General features: G+C 59.4%; 16 protein-coding genes. 7 read left to right on the forward strand and 9 right to left on the reverse strand.

From position 1 onward, the window contains the following. Positions 1 to 100 precede the first annotated feature (100 nt). On the forward strand, positions 101 to 322 hold the full coding sequence (locus GGD53_RS31995; protein ID WP_246717882.1) for a hypothetical protein: 222 nt from the start codon (positions 101 to 103) through the stop codon (positions 320 to 322). Positions 323 to 592: 270 nt separating this feature from the next. Further along, positions 593 to 1276 (forward strand): phosphatase PAP2 family protein, encoded by a 684-nt coding sequence (locus tag GGD53_RS24905; RefSeq protein ID WP_184459424.1) that lies wholly within the window; start codon positions 593 to 595, stop codon positions 1274 to 1276. An 898-nt stretch (positions 1277 to 2174) separates the two neighbouring features. On the opposite strand, the gene GGD53_RS24910 is transcribed toward GGD53_RS24905, so the two are convergent. Together GGD53_RS24910 and GGD53_RS24915 are read right to left on the reverse strand one after the other, a co-directional pair. Beyond that, a complete protein-coding gene (locus GGD53_RS24910; protein WP_184459425.1) occupies positions 2175 to 7505 on the reverse strand; it encodes a DUF4082 domain-containing protein in 5331 nt (1776 codons plus the stop codon). A 511-nt stretch (positions 7506 to 8016) separates the two neighbouring features. Further along, complete coding sequence (locus GGD53_RS24915) at positions 8017 to 8454, reverse strand: hypothetical protein (RefSeq protein WP_184459426.1); 438 nt, start codon at positions 8452 to 8454, stop codon at positions 8017 to 8019. A gap of 206 nt (positions 8455 to 8660) precedes the next feature. Between GGD53_RS24915 and GGD53_RS24920 the strand changes: the two genes are divergently transcribed. After that, positions 8661 to 8999 (forward strand): antibiotic biosynthesis monooxygenase family protein, encoded by a 339-nt coding sequence (locus tag GGD53_RS24920; RefSeq protein WP_184459427.1) that lies wholly within the window; start codon positions 8661 to 8663, stop codon positions 8997 to 8999. Here GGD53_RS24920 and GGD53_RS24925 read toward each other — a convergent pair. The 7 genes from GGD53_RS24925 to GGD53_RS24955 all read right to left on the reverse strand — a co-directional run bounded on the left by GGD53_RS24925 (position 8969) and on the right by GGD53_RS24955 (position 12886). Further along, on the reverse strand, positions 8969 to 9865 hold the full coding sequence (locus GGD53_RS24925; RefSeq protein WP_184459495.1) for an alpha/beta fold hydrolase: 897 nt from the start codon (positions 9863 to 9865) through the stop codon (positions 8969 to 8971). The genes GGD53_RS24920 and GGD53_RS24925 overlap by 31 nt on opposite strands. Before the next feature lie 156 nt (positions 9866 to 10021). After that, complete coding sequence (locus GGD53_RS24930; protein WP_184459428.1) at positions 10022 to 10642, reverse strand: glutathione S-transferase family protein; 621 nt, start codon at positions 10640 to 10642, stop codon at positions 10022 to 10024. After that, entirely contained in the window at positions 10635 to 11120 is a 486-nt protein-coding gene (locus GGD53_RS24935; protein WP_184459429.1) for an SRPBCC family protein, read from the reverse strand. Before GGD53_RS24935 ends, GGD53_RS24930 begins: the two co-directional genes overlap by 8 nt. Beyond that, on the reverse strand, positions 11117 to 11446 hold the full coding sequence (locus GGD53_RS24940) for an ArsR/SmtB family transcription factor (protein ID WP_184459430.1): 330 nt from the start codon (positions 11444 to 11446) through the stop codon (positions 11117 to 11119). The genes GGD53_RS24935 and GGD53_RS24940 overlap by 4 nt, the downstream gene beginning before the upstream one ends. 191 nt (positions 11447 to 11637) lie before the next feature. After that, positions 11638 to 12054 (reverse strand): GFA family protein, encoded by a 417-nt coding sequence (locus tag GGD53_RS24945; protein WP_184459431.1) that lies wholly within the window; start codon positions 12052 to 12054, stop codon positions 11638 to 11640. 41 nt (positions 12055 to 12095) lie between these two features. After that, positions 12096 to 12560 (reverse strand): SRPBCC family protein, encoded by a 465-nt coding sequence (locus tag GGD53_RS24950; RefSeq protein ID WP_184459432.1) that lies wholly within the window; start codon positions 12558 to 12560, stop codon positions 12096 to 12098. Further along, complete coding sequence (locus tag GGD53_RS24955) at positions 12557 to 12886, reverse strand: ArsR/SmtB family transcription factor (protein ID WP_184459433.1); 330 nt, start codon at positions 12884 to 12886, stop codon at positions 12557 to 12559. The genes GGD53_RS24950 and GGD53_RS24955 overlap by 4 nt, the downstream gene beginning before the upstream one ends. A 243-nt stretch (positions 12887 to 13129) precedes the next feature. On the opposite strand from GGD53_RS24955, the gene GGD53_RS24960 reads away from it, so the two are divergent. From GGD53_RS24960 to GGD53_RS24975, 4 genes are all read left to right on the forward strand, one after another. Next, positions 13130 to 14293, forward strand: coding sequence for a sialidase family protein (locus tag GGD53_RS24960; RefSeq protein ID WP_246717880.1), 1164 nt, complete (start codon positions 13130 to 13132; stop codon positions 14291 to 14293). 77 nt (positions 14294 to 14370) lie between these two features. Continuing rightward, complete coding sequence (locus GGD53_RS24965) at positions 14371 to 14937, forward strand: nutrient deprivation-induced protein (protein ID WP_184459434.1); 567 nt, start codon at positions 14371 to 14373, stop codon at positions 14935 to 14937. After that, entirely contained in the window at positions 14930 to 15346 is a 417-nt protein-coding gene (locus GGD53_RS24970; protein WP_184459435.1) for a phage holin family protein, read from the forward strand. The genes GGD53_RS24965 and GGD53_RS24970 overlap by 8 nt, the downstream gene beginning before the upstream one ends. Beyond that, positions 15346 to 16356 carry a DUF3618 domain-containing protein gene (locus GGD53_RS24975; RefSeq protein WP_184459436.1) on the forward strand — a complete coding sequence of 337 codons (1011 nt, stop codon included), beginning with the start codon at positions 15346 to 15348 and terminating at the stop codon, positions 16354 to 16356. Before GGD53_RS24970 ends, GGD53_RS24975 begins: the two co-directional genes overlap by 1 nt. Positions 16357 to 16527 lie beyond the last annotated feature (171 nt).

A 16527-nucleotide genomic window follows, 5' to 3' on the forward strand; every position in this document is an offset into this window, starting at 1 on the left:
TTTAAGGCTAGTTGAACCGCCAGAGAAACATGTCATTCTTCTACAAGCCGCGACTCCTCCGGTTGGCGGCACGTTAGTACAAAATGCCCCGTGCGCTTACCTGCGGGGCATTTTCTCTGTATCGGCGCCGGGCGCTAATGTGATCATTGAGCACTACTGCGAGGAAGAGGGTTGCGGCGAGTGGGGCGGCTTCGGCCACAGCCCCTCGAAGGCGATACCGGTTCACTGGTGGTGCTGGGAGCATTTTCCTCACAAGACCTACGAGCAGGAACAGGCTTTGAGACGAAAGCTCGAGGTAAGAGAGAACCGACTGAAGTGTTGAACAATGACGCAATCCCGCGCCTTGACCGATGCCGCCTCTGCGGTCGCCGTCGCGAGCGTCTTACGGCGCTATCTCGATCATTTCGTGCCAATGCGGGGAACAAGTCGCCGTCGAGACGCCGCTGTGAAGGCATTCGACGGCTTCGGGAGCGAACGTGATCGCCGAGCACTGTTGCTGTGTCGTCGGCTGCCGCAAGTGGTCCTAACGGGATGATGACATAAGTATAACATCATAGATCACTCAAACCAAAGAAAATTGGCTGGCTTCTCAATGCTGAATAGTCTCGACACCTTCGTGATGAAGCTGATGGCTCAGTATTCATCAAGGTCGATTACAGCGAATAAGCTAATTATTCATTTTCTTGACTTGAACACCGTAAAATTTCTGACTTTATTTATATTATTGTGGTTTCTATGGTTTTTTCGAAATAAGTGGAAGTCAGTTGTTGTCGAATGCATCATAGACATGTTCTTCGGAATTGGCATATCTCGATTTATACAACTGTTTCTGCCAGAGCGTCTCAGGCCGCTGCATTCAGGCAATCCCGACTTCGTGCTGCCTTTGGGCGTTGATCCGAAAGCGCTTGAGCATTGGAGTTCATTCCCCAGTGACCATGCCGCGCTGACCTTCGCGGTATCGACAACGATGTGGCGTGCATCCCGACGGCTTGGTGCGGCCTGCTTCATCTGGTCGACGTTCGTGATTTGCCTGCCGCGCATCTATGCTGGCTATCATTATGCGACCGACATCCTGGGTGGCGCTTTTGTAGGCGTGTGCACAGCCCTTCTGGTTGCACGCCCTCTTCAGAAGCTATTGATGCCGTCTGTGCTAACGGTTGAGGAGCGCTTTCCAGGTTTGTTCTTCTCTGGTTTCTTTGTCATATCGTATGAATTTGTGACGCAGTTCGACGAACTGCGGCTCGTCGGAAGGGCCATTCAACACCTCATCTCGTGATTGCGAGTTCGACGAGCTCGGATAAACGGCACATCCTTCCACTGCAGGCCGTTTCGGATCACATAGACGAAGCTTGGGCGGCCGGCTGGCGAAAATCAAAATCGTAGCAAGCGGAGATTGGCCAATTAAGAAGGCCGAAGCTGAGTTCAACGATCTCCACGCTGTAACGGAACCTAGCCGGTCCCTGTTTCGTTGAGGCAACAGGAAAGCACGGGTGTTCCTCCTGTGCGATCCGTGTTGTCAAGACTTGCCCCGTTTCGGCGGGGCTTTTTTCCGGCATCGTACCGGAACCGCACTACGCCCGATCACCCCGCCGTTGATCAGGAAGCGATCGACAAGCTGATCGATCTTGACGAGACTGCCCGAGTCCACTTCCAAGATCGTTCGAAAGAAATCGCCGAATGATCAGTCGAGCTCATCCTAGGATCTTATCAAAGTGAAGGGTTTTAACACCCGCGGCCTCATGCCGCCGTTTCTGTTTGAGGCGCCATCAAGCGGACGCGTCCAGCTCGCGAGTTCGACGGGACAGCCTCGATCCACAGTAGGTACGACGGCAGACATTTAAGTCGCTGCTAATGCTCCCCATATAACATGCTGCGCCGGTCGGGTTTTTCGTCCGGCGTAGCGGCGTGCTCCTGCGTTCATGGATGGTGCAGTTGAGCCGCCGCACTTCTTTCTCAACGGAAGCCGAAGAAGCTCAGGATAGCGAGCACGATGACTACGGCGCCGACGAGCCAGATTAAGTTATTCACGTGGAATCTCCTTCAATGGGAATGAGCCATGTTGCAAGCACATAATGTTTGGCGGCGGCTCATGTTCCAATGTCCACAATGCCTGGCGCTGCTGTTCACGACGACTGACTGATCCGTGCCACCAATCCCCTCCCGAATGCTGCGGCTCAAGTCGGTGTCAACAGGGTCGCGCCGGTCGGCGCATTGGGGTCTGCCCAGCGACGGATAGTGCCGGTGCCCAAATCGGCACCGTAAAGCCAGCCGTCAGGTCCCTTCTGAATGTCTACCAGATAGGGGACGCCCGTATCGAAGACCTGTACGTTCGAGATCTGCCGGCTTGCGTTCATCGTTGCGGTGTAGACATTGCCATTGACAAGATCCGCAAACATCAGGGTGTTGTCGTTGTAGAAGTCCCCGACGGTGATCGCAGTGGCGTTGTCGGGCGAACCGTGGCTTCTCGATAGCAGCGGAAAAACAGCAGGCTGATCAGAAGGGCTGTTTCGGTTCCCATTGTTGTAGAAGCTGATCGCTTGAGGGAGATCCTGGTAGCCGCCCGTTCGGCCGGGACCTTCCAGATACGGCCAACCGAAATTCGATCCTGCAGGGCCGGTATTTATTTCCTCCCAAGTGGTCCAGCCGACATCTCCGAGCACGGGCAGGTTGGTCACTGGATCGAAGGTGAAGCGATAGGCGTTGCGCACGCCCGAATAGAATACCTTGGACTGATTGCTGTTCGGATCTGCGGGGTCATAGAAGGGGTTCCCCGGAACGCCCGCGCCGGTCATCGGATCTATCCTCAGGACTTTGCCGGACAGATTGTGAACGTCTTGAGCGCGAACCGTGCGAGGGTCCATGAAATTGTATGAGGTGCCGTCTCCGTTGCTGAAGTACAGCATGCCGTCGGGCCCGAAATGGAGTGCTCCATTGGAATGGGAGTCACTGTCCGTCGCCAGATAGTCCCGAATATTCTGGTTCTGAATTCCGGCGCGATCTGGATCGTTGTCCTGCGTTCCCACCTCGATCTGGCTTGCAGGGGCGGTAATGGTGGTGCCGTTGACGATGCCGGACGGCGGTATGTTCACAGCGCCGGTACTGTCGAGATCCGGACGGCTGGTGTATGCCCAGGTGCTGTTGGTACCGGCCAGCACGACCATGCTGGCCGGATCGGCAATCATCGTGTTGGGATTGACCGTAAGCCGAACGAGGCGCGAAGGACGGTTCCCTTTGGTATCCGGTCCCGCCAGGCCGGTTCCATTCGCGGTTTCCGGGGGATCGTAAGTGTAGAGCAGATAGACGTATGGATTTGCCGCGAAGTTCGGATGAATTGCCAGCCCCAGCATCCCCCGATCTCCGGGCGTATAGTTGACCTGGCTGGACAGATCGACAAGCGGTGTCGATCGCAGCGTGCCGTTGTCCACCACCCGCACAATGCCATTCTGTTGCGCGACAACCATATAGCGGCCATCGGGAGTCCAATCGAGGGCCGTTGGCTCGGTCAAGCCGGACACGACGGTCTGTCGGACCAGATTGCCGAGGTTGCTGTCGTCGTCCAGGATGTTGACGGTCGCAGTCGTTTGGCTCCCCAGGACAGCACCTGTCGGGTTGCTCAAGGTTAAAGTGAAGCTTTCGTTGCTCTCGGCCGCCGTGTTGTTGAGCAGCGGAACAGAAATGGTCTGGATCGCTTGCCCTGCGGCAAAGGTGAGCACGCCCGTTGTTGTCATATAATCGGAGCCCGCGATCGCGCTGCCATTGCTCGTTGCATATGCGACGGTGGCCGTGGCATCGATGTTTCCACTGCGCTGAACCGTGATGGTGGCGGCGGCGGCCGCCTCCGACAAGGTGATGACCGGATTGTTCAGGGAGATGGTCGGTGCGGAATCGTTGTCGACGATGGAGACCAGAACAGTCCGCGGCGCTGCCAGGGAGCCACCAGGTCCGGGATTCTGGATGCCGACAGAAAATGTCTCGGTCCCTTCGGCATCAGGATCATTGACGATCGGGATGGCAAACGTCTTGCTGCTCTCGCCGTCCTCGAAAACAACTTGCCCGGTATTGGCTCGGCCATTGAAGGTCGGCAACGTATAGTCCGCTCCAGCCTGTGCCGCTCCGGCTCCGCCGATCTCGTTGGTCGTGTACTCCAGTGTCAGCTGTCCGCTCGTACTGCCTGTGCGAACGACGGTGATTGTTGCAGCGCCCGCTGTTTCACTGACGTAGATGGTGGCGTTGTCCCGCAAGGCAACGCTTGATCCAGCAGAGAAGACGACGTCGCGGAAGTAGTTTTCGTTCTGGTAGACGAGGGCTGGAAACGTGCCGATGGTTTCGTTGTAGACACCGGCGCCGACCGGGGCGGTCAATCCGCCATTGCTGATCGGGTTGGCGAAGCCGTTCGAGGTCAGCGAATAGTAGCTGTTGGCATTGACCGAGACGACATAGGTGGTGCCGGCATTGATGACCAGCGGGCTTGCCAAAGTCTGTTGCTGCCAGCCCGAGGCCGTCTCGTTGGTGAAGGTGACGCTTGCCAGCTGCTGCCCGGTAGCCGACCAGATGCGGCCGACATGCGTGCCGGTCTCGCTGGGAGACTTGTAATAGCGGACCGCCTGGATCGAACCGGTATTGCTGCTGACGAAGCGCATCCCGACTTCCCAGTCCACTCCAGGCCCGTCGGTGAAGTTGGGTTGGGCCGGTGTCTGGGTGGTGAAGAGGCTGACGGGGCTGGAGCTTACTGAGGTAATGGGCGCAGTCGCCGCGCTCACGACGGTCTCGCCAGTGCCACGCAGGTCGGTATAGGTGGCATTCACCCGCACGCGCTTGCCGACGAGACTGCTGCCGAGGGTCAGGCTTTGCCCGCCGGCGACGTCACTCCACGTAGTGCCGTTGTCGCTGCTCTGCCACAGGTAGCTGACGCTTGCCGGCAGGCCATCGATGTCACTGAGGCTGGCGGTCAAGGTCTGGCCTTGGCTCGCTATGCCAGTGATCGAGATCACGCCGGGATCATTGACATTGGCGACTGCCGAGGGCGTCGCCGGGCTGGTGACATTCTCGCTGTTGCCCAGATTGTCGATGTAACTGGCCGTTGCCCGCACGAAATTGCCGACCTGGGCCTGCTGCAGGGTCAGCGTCTTGGCAGTCGCTCCGCCGATATTGCTCCAGGTGGTGCCGTTGCTGCTCTGCTGCCACTGATAGGTCACCGATCCCGGCACACCGTCCGCGTCGGTGACGGCGGCCGTCAACACCTGACCTTGCGTCGCGGTCCCGGTGATGCCAAGCACACCCGGGTGGTTGTCGGGATTCGCCGCCGCAGCAGAAAACACGACATCACGGAAGTAGTTTTCGTTCTGGTAGACAAGGGTTGGAAACGTGCCGATGGTTTCGTTGTAGACACCGGCGCCGACCGGGGCGGTCAATCCGCCATTGCTGATTGGGTTGGCAAAGCCGTTCGAGGTCACCGAATAGTAGCTGTTGGCATTGACCGAGACGACATAGGTGGTGCCGGCATTGATGACCAGCGGACTTGCCAAAGTCTGCTGCTGCCAGCCTGAGGCCGTCTCATTGGTGAAGGTGACGCTTGCCAGCTGCTGCCCGGTAGCCGACCAGATGCGGCCGACATGCGTGCCGGTCTCGCTGGGAGACTTGTAATAGCGGACCGCCTGGATCGAACCGGTATTGCTGCTGACGAAGCGCATCCCGACTTCCCAGTCCACTCCAGGTCCGTCGGTGAAGTTGGGTTGGGCCGGTGTCTGGGTGGTGAAGAGGCTGACGGGGCTGGAACTTACTGAGGTAATCGGGGCAGTCGCCGCGCTTACGACGGTCTCGCCAGTGCCACGCAGGTCGGTATAAGTGGCATTCACCCGCACGCGCTTGCCGACAAGACTGCTGCTCAAAGTCAGGCTTTGCCCACCCGCGACGTCACTCCACGTAGTGCCGTTGTCGCTGCTCTGCCACAGGTAGCTGACGCTTGCCGGCAGGCCATCGATGTCACTCAGGCTGGCGGTCAAGGTCTGGCCTTGGCTCGCTATGCCACTGATCGAGATCACGCCGGGATCATTGACATTGGCGACTGCCGAGGGCGTCGCCGGGCTGGTGACATTCTCGCTGTTGCCCAGATTGTCGATGTAACTGGCCGTTGCCCGCACGAAATTGCCGACCTGGGCCTGCTGCAGGGTCAGCGTCTTGGCAGTCGCTCCGCCGATATTGCTCCAGGTGGTGCCGCTGCTGCTCTGCTGCCACTGATAGGTCACCGATCCCGGCACGCCGTCCGCGTCGGTAACAGCGGCCGTCAACACCTGACCTTGCGTCGCGGTCCCGCTGATGCCAAGCACACCCGGGTGGTTGTTGGCGCTGACAATCGCTGCGGTCGGCGCGCTCGCCCGGTTGGTTTCGATACCACCCAGCTGATCGGTGTAAGTGGTCCTCACACGGACTTGCCTGCCCACCTGCGCCGCCTGGAGTGTCCAGTTCGGACCGGTGGCTCCGGCGATGTCGGTCCATGTCGTCCCGATCAGCTGCTGCCAGCGATAGGTGATCGACACGTTGGCGAGCCCATCGAGGTCGGTAACGGCCGCGGTCAGGGCTTGGCCTTGAACCGGCGTACCGGTGATCGTCGCCACGCCTATGTCGTTCAGGTTGGCGACTGCCGTCGTCGGACCGCTGGCGACCGTCTCGTTGTTCCCAAGGGCATCGGTGTAGGTGGCGGTCGCTCGAACCTGCTTCCCAACCAGTGCTTGCTGCAGGCTGAGTGTTTTCGCAGTGGCACCGGCAATGTTGCCCCACGTGCCGCCGCCATCGCTGCTTTGCTGCCATTGGTAAGCGACGATGGTCCCGGTCGGGAGCCCGTCGACATCGGTAACACCAGCCGCGATCGTCCGATTTTGAGTTGCGGCCCCGATGATGGAAACGACGCCAAGGTCGTTGCCGGCAGGATTACTCGCGACGATCGGGGACGTGGCCAGGCTGGTTCGATTGTTTTCGGTTCCTCCCGACTGATCTTTATAGGTTACCTGGACGCGGACTTGCCTGCCGACCTGCGCTGCCTGAAGTGTCCACGTTGAACTGGTGGCGCCCGCGATGTTGCTCCAGGTGGTTCCGATCAGTTGCTGCCAACGATATGTGATCGACACGTTGGCGAGCCCATCCGGTTCCGAGACCGCGGCGGTCAGGGCTTGGCCTTGTAGGGGTGTACCGGTGATCGTGACGACGCCGATATCGTTCACGTTGGCGACGGCGGCATTGTTGGTGCTGGCAACCAGTTCCTGGTTACCCAAAGCATCGGTGTAAGCAGCGGTTGCCCGCACCCGCTTCCCGACTTGGGCTTGCTGCAAGGTCAGGGAGGCTGTGGCTGCACCTGTTATGTTGCTCCATGTGGCACCGTTATCGCTGCTCTGCTGCCACTGATAGGTAATGACCGTCCCCGATGGTAACCCGTCAACATCCGTGACGTTTGCCGCCAAAGTCTGATCTTGAGTCAGAGTCCCGCTGAGAGAAACAACGCCCTGCGCCATCACGCTACCTCCGCATCAACCTGTCGATGTTGCCTGCTAAGTCGTCGAGGCGTGGCCGCAGGAGTCCAGTGTCCCGCATTTCCCCACGCGCGCTGAACTCCACTGGGCGGACTATGCTCCGATCCTTTGGACTTTCCAATTAGCTCTTTATGGGTAGAATTCTGTCACTCCTCACACGTCCTGAGTGCGCTGGAGCTCAGTTGCAGGCTGGCAAATGGATGCGGACGACGCGGCTTTTGTCACTCTGTGCGCCAATGAAGTCGAGGCTTTCGTGGCTCTGCTGCGTGGCCGGCAAGTGCCATGTCGATCGCGCGCGTTTCCTGAGCAAGGACTAGCGAAGAGTGCACGCGGCAAGGCGCAGGGCAGGGCGGCGCCTTTCGCTGTCGTTCCCCAAGGATCTGCCCTTAGCGTGATCGGCCAAGGCCATGGATTCCAGGCGCAAGGCCTGGAATCACGGAGAGTGGGGGTGCGTCTCGGCCGAACTCGCAGCCCGCGCACCGCAAGAGCGTCTTTAGTTCTTGATCACATTGATATTGACGGTGACGTCCTTCACGGTTCCCTCACCGTAAGACACTCTGACCTTGTACATGTCTTTTCCAAAATAGCCGGTTTGGGAGCTGTAGTATTCCGAAACGCCTGGAGATTTTCTGGAATTGCACTTCACGCGCTGCGACTCTTTATAGTTTGAATAAACACCTTCGCTGACAAAATTCACCGACCCATGCGCCGGCGCTTGCACCAGCCGCACCTTGGGTATTGTCGCGGCTGTGCAATCGGCATTCAGATTGTAAGACTGACCCATTTTTGTCCGCTCTCCACTCAGAGCGCGACTTTGATCCTGAGATTTTTGAATGCCGTCGGTGCTGGTGACGCATCCGGACAGGCCCAAAATGACGGAAATCAGAGAAATCGAGATATGATTCTCTTTCAAAAATCGCAGACGCAGCATTATTTCTTTCGCCCCATGGTTTTAGCAATATACAAACTCACGTTTATCTTATGCTCAGGTGATTGCAATGTGAGATATCGCGCCAACCGCTGCGAGCTCGGAGAGAGTTGCCGCGTTACCTCTGCCTTGTGCAGGCATGGGTTGCGGATTGACCGCACGATGGATGGTTGCAAATATTTCCTGTCGGTCGGCAACGAGGGTTTGGCATGTCTATCGCGACCTTACCTGCACCACCCTATTACGTCGTCTGCTTCTCATCGCAACGGACGGAGATCGAGGACGGCTATGGTGACGTCGGGGCTGCGATGGTGGAACTGGCAAGGCAGCAGCCCGGATTTCTGGGTTTCGAAAGCGCCCGCCGTGCTGATGGTTTCGGCATCATCAACTCTTATTGGCGGGACGAAGAAAGCATCCGCGCCTGGAAAGCGGTTGTCGATCATGTCGAAGCACAACGCCGGGGCCGGGCAGCCTGGTATACGCGTTATGAAATCCGCGTGGCGCTCGTTGAAAGAGCCTATGGTTTCGAAGCCGAACCATCGCGATGATCTTCGCCGTCAGACCGGGTCCCGCCGGGAACCGGCTCCCGTTCGTGACGGGATCTCGGGCCGTTTCCTTTCAGCGCTTCGACGAAACGGATGACGTCAGCGACCAGGCTGCCGCTGAAAATATCGTTGTGGCCAACACCGTCATAGATCACCATTCGCTTGGGCTCGGGTGCGATCTCGTACAGTGCCTGCCCTGAAGACAGCGGGATGCTGTCATCAAGCCGGCCGTGCAGGAACAACTTCGGTTGTCTGACCTTGCCGATGTTGAGGTCCGATCGAAACGGATCCTTGAGAAGAATTTCAGCCGGGAGGTACGGAAAACGCGCCTGCGCAACCGACAGAACCGACAGGTACGGCGATACAAGAATGACGCCAACGGCCGGCCTGTTCGCGGCCGTGTTCACAGCAACGCCGGTGCCAAGTGACCGGCCGAGCACGACGATCTCGCTTCCGTCGTGTGCCGAAAGCCAGTCGAATGCGGCGATACCGTCCGTCAGCAGCCCCTGCTCGCTGGGTGAGCCGGTCGATCCGGGATAGCCGCGATAGGAAATCGCCAGCAAGCCGATCCTGTGTGCGGCCAGCGCCTGAGCGAGAAAGGCGTAATTGTCGACGCGGTCGCCGTTGCCGAAAAAGAGGAGAACGCAGGGCTTGTCGCTGTCGCCCTGGCTGTACAGTCCCTGAAGCATCTCGCCGTCGGGCGTCTTGACTTGGACCGCCTCGCCCCAAGCCGCGTGCTCAGCAGCAGGTGTGGCACCAGCTCCGGGATAAAGCAGGCTCCGCTGCGAAAAATAGACCAGAGCCACGATCGCCATGTAGGCAATGGCCGCCATTAGCGGCAATATCAGCAAGTATCTTGTGGTGCTCACGAGAGAATGTACCCGCCGGTTTGGCAATGCTCAGGGTGCTTTGCAGCAACGCGGCCTATTGCGGCGTGGTGTGCTCGGCATAGTGGCAATATATACACGAATCGTTGCTGCGGAGAAGAGGTCGAGAGACGACGATGTTCTCAGAGACTTTACCTCTCAGGCTGGAAAAGGGTTTTGCCAAGCATTCAGTTCTTCAAGCCGTCCGTACCACTTTTGGATATGCCGGAATTCGGCGAGTGGTATGTCGGCATCGGTTGCATAAGGAAGCGCGGCGGCCAATGCGAAATCTGCGACGGTCAGTGTCTTGCCGACGGCGACGCTGTTGGCTGCCAGATGATCGTCGAGCACCCGGGCATGGAGCCGAAAACTCGTCTTCGCGTCTTCGATCACGGCGACGTCAGGCTCTCCGCCGAACAACGGCTTGATCAAGGTTTCAAACCACAGCGTCGCCCCGTGCCGGGTGAAATGGCTGGCATCCCAGCTCAACCAGCGCAGCACGTCGATCTGCCGGTGGTCATGCGGCCAGAAATCCGACGCGACTGCGTCAGACAGCCTGCACATGATGGCGTTCGCTTCCCATAAGGTTCCGGCATCATCCTGCAGCACCGGGACTTTGCCGTTCGGGTTCAGCGCCAGGAATTCCGCGCTGCGCTGCTCTCCGCTAGCCAGGTCAACCCTGACGAACTCGACGTCGGCCTGAAGAAAACGAGCGGCGGCGCAGGCCTTCCGCGGATTGAGCGTCTCGCAATAGTAGAGCTTCATCGCCGCCTTACGCATGGTTCGGCCCTTCGGGTTCAGCTCCGAGAAAAAAGCTCAATCGCTCGAAACTTTGCGACCAACCGGATTCGTGACCCTCAAGTGAGGATGCGCTTGCAAATCCACTCTGCCGAAACGTCATTTCCGTGCCTCCTTCGCTTTCCCTGAAGGTGATGGTGACGATCGTTTCGGGGCTGGTTTCGCCTGATACGATCTCCCAGGCATGGGTGAAGACAAGCCTGTGCGGCGGCTCGACCTCCAGATATTTTCCGCCGACCCAATGCTCTTCTCCGTCCGGTGCGATCAGACAGGCGCGGTGTCTGCCGCCGGGCCAGGCTTCCAGCCTGTCGCCTACAGCCTTGAAGCCGTGAGGACCACACCATTGCACCAAGGCTTGCGGGTCGGTCCATGCCTTGAAAACGAGATCGCAGGGGGCATCGAACCTTCGCACGAGAACCAGGTCGTGGCTGTTGTCGCTGGCGGTCTCTGGATTGGTCATTTTTCGTATCCTTGTACCTTGGAGAGATAGTCATCGAGACGGTCGAAGCTTTCATCCCAGAAGCGCCGGTAATCGGCGACCCAATCCGCAATTGTCTTCAAGGCTGCCGGCTCCAGGATGCGGGGACGCGAATTCGCTTCCCGGCCAGAACGGATCAAGCCGGCCTGTTCCAGGACCTTGAGATGCTTTGAGATGGCGGGCTGAGACAGTTCGAAGGGATCCGCAAGCTCGGCTACGGTCGCCTTGCCGTTGGCGAGCCGCGCGAGAATTGCTCTCCGTGTGGGGTCTGAGAGGGCGGAAAAAATCGCATCGAGTCGCTCGTCCATGCATCACCAATCAGCTATATAGCTAAATGGTTATATTCTGTGCGGCGAAATGTCAAAGACAATTTTGCGCTGGATCGGCAATGACAGGAAGAAACTCGACCCCTGGTGGGCAAGCGACGATGTCGTGAGCGGAACCTTCCCCGCTCGCGACCGAGTACCCGAGAGACCATTTTGCGGGCGCTGCGCCTGCCTCACATCGGCGGCATCTTTTCGAAGTTTGGCACATCCGGGTCGACCCGATCCCAGGCGAGGCCGCGCACGGTGTAGGTTGCCATTTGTGGCTGATATCGCTCCGGCTCGTCGAGGCTGGCGGCGTGGATGGTGAAGAAATCGGGCATATAGGAGAAGGTCAGGTAAACAGGCGCGCCGCAGGCCGGACAGAAGCCGCGGGTTTTGACATTGCCGTTGTCGGCGACCATCTGCCAGTGGCTGGCCTCGCCTTCAAGCTTTACCGCCTGCCGGCTCGGGAAGGTCAGATAGGATCCGTGACCGGTGCCGCTCGTCCGCTGGCAGTCGCGGCACTGGCAGTCGTTCATCGCAATCGGCTCGGCGGCGATCTCGTAATGGATGGCGCCGCAGGCGCAGCCGCCGGTATAGGGCTTGCTCATTGCTTTCTCCTGAACAATTCGGTGATGTGGCTGACGCTGGATCAGTCCTCGCTGCCGGCGAGGGCGCCGATATTCTTCACGACCTTCTTCCAGCCTTCGCCCATCTTCTGGAAGGCGGTTTCGTTTTTCGGCAGGACGAAGCCGGAATGGACGAGGCGCAGGCGGGTGCCGTTTTCGGCTCTGGAAAGGATGAAAGTGACGACGGTGTCGAGCGGCGAGCCGTAGCCGGTATTGTCCGCATGCCCGCCCTTCCAGGCATAGGAGAGACGCTCGTTCGGCTGCACCTCCAGCACCTCGCAGTGAATGGTGCCGTCCCAGCCGCCGGCCGGCGTCGTCTGATAGGTGAAGCGCTTGCCCTCGACCGGCTCGAATCCTTCAGGCATCATCAGCCAGCGGCCCATCAGCTCGGCGGTGGTTAGCGTTTTCCAGATCGTTTCCGGCGCGTGCGGGAACACTTCGTCGACGACGATCTGCTGCGTGTCGGGCTTCAATGCGGTGTCGGTCATGGATCGATTTCCTTCAGCAAGGTTCTGAGATCGGCAAAACGTTCGCGCCAGAAGGTGCCGTAATGGCTCATCCAGTCGACAAGCGGCGCAAGCCCCTCGGGCTCGGCGCGGTAATAGACATTGCGGCCTTCGGGGCGCTCAGTGACCAGGCCCGCCAGCTTCAGCGCCTTGAGGTGCTGCGAGACGGCGCCCTGGGTGACGGTGCTCGCCCGTGTCAACTCGACGACGGTGATCTCCTTGGAGAGGACGATCTGCTCGAACATGGCCCGCCGGGTGGGATCGGCAAGGGCGCGCATGACGGTAGTGATGGGGGCGGTCTGGATCATGCGGAAACAATAGGTATCGCTAATTGATGAGTCAAGACTAATTGTTTTTAGCGTCTTTGAACCATCGTTCCGGGGATGCGATCGCTGAGCCGCGGTTTGTCATCTTACGGATATCCGCGAATTCGGCGGGGAGCCGACACCATGACATCGCACGGGATTGCGAGGCGGGCTGGAACCTCGCCAAACCTGCGAAGTTTGCGGAAGGAGGAGAATTCCACGTGCTCTAACCGCCCGGAAGCCTCCATGGACATGCAAATGCGCCATCTTGAAATCTACCGCAGACAGGGTGAGTTCGCAGCCTGGCCGGCAAATTATGGCCTCTGGTCCTGGGGTGACGAAATCGTCGTCGTCTTTGCGCGCGGCAAACTCGGAGCCAAGGGGGAGTTGCACGAACTGGACCGTGATTATCCATTCGTACCCTGGCAGGCACGCAGCCTGGACGGCGGACTGACATGGATGGGCGAGCCGTTCCGCGGCCATGTGCCGGGTGGGCACTCGCTTTCGGCCGACGAGCACCTGAACGCCGATCTCAAGATTCGTCCCCATCTGTCGGTCCGTGATGACCTCTGCGTTCTGGATGAGCCCATGGACTTTCTCGATCCCGAGACGATAATCATGTGCGCCAGAACCGATGTGGAGGGCGATGCTGTCAGCTGGTTCTATGTCAGCCGGGATCGATGCCTGACATGGCAGGGTCCATATCGTTTTACCGGCTTGCATCTTCCGATCTCGGCGCGCACCGATGTCGTGCCTCTTGGCAGGGAGCATGCGCTCTTCATGCTCAGCACCTCCAAAGAGGGCGGCGCGGAAGGTAGAGTGTTCTGCGCGCGCACTGGGGATGGCGGGCGCAGCTTCGTCCTTCAAGGCTTTGTCGGCCCGGAACCTGAGGGCTATTCGATCATGCCGGCATCCACGGCACTTTCCGGTGGCGCCATACTGACCTTGACGCGCTGCATGGGGAAGGGCGGCGGCAAGGGGTGGATAGAAGCCTTCACCTCCGACGACGAAGGCAAGACCTGGACTGGGAAAGGCTGCATCGTCGGCGACACGGGCAGCAATGGCAATCCGCCAGCGCTCGCACGGATCGAAGACAGGCTACTCCTCGTCTACGGCTACCGTGATCCGCCATTTGGCATCAGGATGCGCATGAGTTTCGATGACGGCCAGACATGGGGCGCCGAGAAGGTCATCCGCAGCGACGGCGGCACGGCTGATCTCGGTTATCCCAGAATCGCGGAATGCGGTGAGGGATCCCTGCTCGCCGTCTACTACTTCAACGATGGCGACAGGGAGGAGCGTTACCTCGCAGCATCCATTCTCACGCCTGCCAGAGATCAAGAAGGAGGCGAGGACGGCGCTGCTTCATCGCAGTCGCAGTTCTGCGCCATGCCGAAGAGGAACGTTTGAAGCGCATTCGGGGAACAAAGCGGGGCACCCGTGGTTCGGGGCTGCCGCAGTCGCCGGCACGACATGGGAGGTTAGACATGCAAAACGATTTCACGGATCCGGCAGGAAGAAGCACATCGGCGCCGACACCGTCCTCATCCCCAGGTTTCGGTTCTTCGCCGGAGACGCGCACGTCCATTTCCGATCTGGAAGCGAAGGTAAGCGAAGATGTTTCCGCCGCCAAAGAAGTGATCAAGGAAGGCACCGACACGGCCGTCGAGAAAGCCAAGGAAGTCTTTTCCGAACGCACCAGCTTCGCTGCTCGCCAGGTCGGCGGCGTTGCAACGGCACTTGAGAAAGCCGGCGCCGAAATGGAAAGCTCCGGTCAGGCTGAAGTCGGGCGATACGCCAGGCAAATCGGGCGCAGCGTGCAGACTGTCGCTCGGCGGATGGAAGGCAAGGACATCGGCGAAATCGCCACCATGACCGAGGATTTCGGGCGCAAGCAACCGCTCGCCTTTCTCGGGATCGCCGCACTTGCAGGCCTGGCAGCAAGCCGCTTCCTGACAGCCTCCGCGAAAAGGCAAACAGCTGCCGCGCCGCGTGAGCCATCGATTGGCCTCCGCCCCGGCACCCCAACGACCGGAGGCGAGGATAATGTCTAAATCTTCAGAGAACACGCCCCTCTCCGAGCTCGTCAGTGGCCTCGTAGGTGATGTCACGGGCCTGCTCCGCAAGGAAATCGATCTTGCCAAGACGGAAGCTTCGGAAAAACTTTCACAGGCGCTCAGCGGCGTGGAGATTCTCCTATTCGGATTGGTGCTGGCGATCGGGGCTGTCGGCGTCCTGCTGAGTGCCCTTGTCGGCGGTCTCGCGGCCTTCCTCGTGACACAGGGTTTTACCCAAACCACTGCCAGTGCGCTCGCCTCTCTGATCGTCGGCGTCATCATTGCCGGCATCGCTTGGGGCTTGGTCTCCCGGGGTCTCGCCGCACTTCGCGCCAACAACATGAAATTGGATCGTACTGCGACCTCGCTTCGCCGCGACGTTGATGTTGTGAAGGACAAAATCTGATGGAAAATTCAATGGAAAAAACATCGGCAGAGCTTCAGCGGGAGATCGACCAGGACCGCCGCCGCATAGGAGATCGGATTGACGCGATCCAGGAACGGATGTCGCCGGGCCAGCTCATCGATGAGGTCATCGCATACGCCAAGGGAAGCGGCGGCGCAGAGTATGTCAGCAATCTTGGCCGCGCCCTTAAGGAGAACCCTCTGCCGGTCGCGCTGATGGGCGTGAGCCTGGCCTGGCTCATGGCAAAAGGCAGTCCGTCACCAGGTGACACGGCGATCTGGAGCAAGGATCCTGAATACCCGCTTTATCCGGCGACTGGCCGGGTTCGCAGGATTGGTCCGCCGGCAATGGAAAACGGAGCGCGTTACAGCCATTTTGCTGATGAATCCGGCAAGAGGTTGAAAGCGTTGACAGACGAAACAGGAGGTCGTGCCGGCGATTTCATGGACGAGGCGGGCAAGACCTATCGTGGCTTCGCCGACGCCAGCGGAAAGCAGATCAATCAGATCGCCGACGAGACTGGTGCAATCCTCGACGCGGCCACCGGCTGGGCGGCGGAGAAATGGGAGCAGGCGAAAAGCGCCGCGAGTGACCTCGGCGCCCGTGCGTCTGACGCGGCGAGCTCGCTGTCGAGCCGATCCTCCTCGGCGGCGACCAGTCTTCAGGAGCAAACGAGCAAACTCAACGAGGCGATCCTCACCCATTTCCGCGACCAGCCGCTCGTCGGCGGTGCCCTGGCTTTCGCGGTCGGTGCTGCGATCGGCGCGGCGCTGCCCCATACCGACGCCGAGGATGAATTGGTCGGCGAAGCCGCAGATAGCACGAGAGATAGCCTCAGCCATCAGGCTCAGGACGTCGTCGCGCAGGGTAAAGAGGTAGCGTCGGAAGTCTATCACAAGACCGTGGACGTTGCCTCCGATGCTCATGATGTTATCAAGGAACGCGTGGTGGACGAAGCAGAAGCTTTCATAGATCGCAAGGATGGCCTCGGCGGAACCGATCGGCGGTAGAGGATCCATACCGGTCGGTCCCAGGGAAGGTTCCACGGACTGTCATCGCTGACCATCAGCTTCATGTCCTTGAAAGCGGTGCGCCATACGGAAGCCCGCCGCGGGCGCGGAGGCAGGAGGCGCGTGAGCGGCAGCAGGGTATCGCGAGCGATGGTGCCCTGAGTCCGCCCG

The organism is Rhizobium aethiopicum, from assembly GCF_014197535.1.
Classification (GTDB): domain Bacteria; phylum Pseudomonadota; class Alphaproteobacteria; order Rhizobiales; family Rhizobiaceae; genus Rhizobium; species Rhizobium aethiopicum_A.